Below are 2,424 nucleotides of genomic sequence, written 5' to 3' on the forward strand. Positions count from 1 at the left end.
TCGGAAGCGAGAAATTCAGAAACGAGTTGCTGTACATCCATGGAACACCTTCCTGCAGAAGTTACGGTTTAGAGACCCGAACGAGGGCTGAGGCGATTGACCTGCGGACGCCACCTGACCATGTTATCAGCCCTATGTGAAGCCTGACCGAACAGCGCCCAACAGCCTCGGAAGGGGACAGTTCCGGGCCGGTTGTCGAAGGACACGGCCGCCAGTATGGCCGGACGCGGGCTTCGCGCCTGCCCTGCTGTGGCGACGCTTGTCTTAGCGCAGACACCCTTCCGATGTCTTAAATGGCGCGAACCAGACATACGCTGCCCGCCTTGGGGCGAGAGCACGCCCTGCCTACAGCCAGGTCGTCATGTGACATCAACCTCGACGCTGTGGAGTCCGTCCTGGAAACCCGAAGCCCGACAGCGCGATCGCGCGGTGGTTCACGCAGCGTACCTTGGGCAATCCGCAGAACAAGCGGAGCAAACGTATCGCCATCGTCGCGGTGGCGCGGCGGCTCGTCATCGCGTTGTGGCGCTACCTTGAGCACGGGGTCATACCCGAGGGCGCGGTACTGAAGCACGCAAGAACCGGAGGGTAGAAACAGACAGTTCAACAATCGGTGACAGGGTAGGGATTAAATTGCTCCATTCGTCGTTACGTAGCAAAGTTAAAAGCAGACAGGCCCGCGCAGATCGCTGGTTGCTAAGCGACCGACACTAATAGATGGGGCTTGTCGCATCCGGGTCTTCTACGCGCTACGCGCATGCAGGACTATGCCGGAAACATCCGGCGGATAGAAGTTTGTGATGGCGATCAGGGGCCTCACGCAACGATGACCCGGAACTTGAAACTGACAGCAACACGGCGCGTATCGCCCTTGAGCAGTTTAGTGAGGACCATTTTTAGCGAAAAACCTTGACTCAATTCTCATCATAGAAGCGATCTGCAACACATGCCGGCGGCGCGGCCGTTGCGGCGCGCGTCAAGGTGGTTGTCGCCTCAGTCATGCAGCCAACGGCTGTATTTCTTTTGCCTGTGACGCCATGGCCACCACCGAGTCCCGTTCAGGGTTAAGCGTCACGGCGCCGACGGGCGTCCAGTTACGCGTGCTGCCTGACCAGCGAGCCGGGGTGCGTTCGCGGGCCTGAAGGTAGATTTCATGCCGAGCCGCGAGGATCTTCCGGTCATCGCCGACGTGCCACTGCGATGGGCTGACATAGCGGATGCCGCTATGACGGTGGTCAACGTTGTACCAACGCACGAAGTGGGTCGCCCAGGCCCGGGCTGCGTCCAGATCAACGAAGCCATTGACAGGGAACTCTGGCCGGTACTTGGCGGTTCGGAACAGCGACTCCGCATAGGCGTTGTCGTCGCTCACGCGCGGCCTGGAGTACGAGGGCTTCACACCCAGCCAGTACAGCATAGCCAGCACGGTCGTGGCCTTGAGCGTGGCGCCGTTGTCGCCGTGCAGCACCGGCTTGACGGGCATGGTGGCGATGCCCTCGGCCAGCGCCGTGCGGCGCACCAAGTGCGCGGCGTGCAGCGAGTCGTCGCTGTCGTGCACCTCCCAGCCCACTATCTTGCGACTGTAGAGGTCCAGAATCAGATACAGGTGGAACCATTGCCCGATCACAGTGGCCGGCAGGTAGGTCATATCCCAGCACCAGACCTGGCGCGGCGCCGTGGCGATGTACGTTGTCGGCGGCCGGATGACCTTGGGGGCCTTGGCTCGACCGCGGTGCTCGGTCTGGCCGTGTTCACGCAGCACGCGAGCAAAGCTCGACTCGCTGGCAATGTACACACCTTCGTCGGCCAGCATGGGCACGATGCGCGCTGGCGGCATATCGGCGAAGCGTGCCTCGTTGGCTACGCTCAACAGCGTTGCGCGCTCGGCTGGGCTCAAGGCATGGGCAGGTGTCGGACGCACTGCGTCCGGCCTGCGATCGCCCGATGTGAGACCTTCGCCAGCCTTCCATCGCTGCAGCGTGCGCAGGTCGATGCCGGCGGTCTCGCACGCCAGACGCAACCGCGCGCCGTCGGTGTGCGCCACGCGGATGTTCTGGGCCACGAATTGGCGATCTTCGAGGCCGATCATTCGTCCTCGCCCTTGTGGAAGATCACCTCGAGTTTTTTTGAGAGCACCAGCAAGGCCGCCGTCTCGGCCAGCGCCGCATTCTTGCGGCGCAGATCGCGCTCGAGTTCCTTGATGCGGCGCCGGTCCTGCTTGGTCTGGCTTGGGCTGGCGCGCGCCTCATCCGGCTCAGCCAGCGGCTGCGTCGCGCTTTGCCGCCAGTTGACCAGATCCTGCAGGTACACCCCGTTGGCACGACACCAGGCGCTCTTGGCTGCCTCGTCCATGGCGGCGGTGGTCGGCACCGCGTCGAACCGGGTGGCCGCTGTCCAGGCCCGCTCGCGAGCGGGCCTGGACAG

The 2,424-nt window shown here is 63.0% G+C and carries 1 protein-coding gene and 1 pseudogene; one reads left to right on the plus strand and one right to left on the minus strand.

Annotated elements, in window-relative coordinates; all coding sequences use genetic code 11:
• Positions 1-406: 406 nt before the first annotated feature.
• Positions 407-592: pseudogene (locus ACYP5B_RS53980) on the plus strand (IS110 family transposase); the annotation flags it as partial.
• Between the two features lie 405 nt (positions 593-997).
• Here the strand turns inward: ACYP5B_RS53980 and ACYP5B_RS53985 are convergent.
• A protein-coding gene (locus ACYP5B_RS53985) for an IS3 family transposase (protein ID WP_459575733.1) occupies positions 998-2,424 on the minus strand; the annotation gives its coding sequence in 2 pieces (ribosomal slippage) (positions 998-2,121 and positions 2,121-2,424; 1,428 coding nt annotated over the 2 pieces). This gene is flagged as partial in the annotation.

The sequence above is a fragment of the Cupriavidus sp. 8B genome, assembly GCF_054589115.1.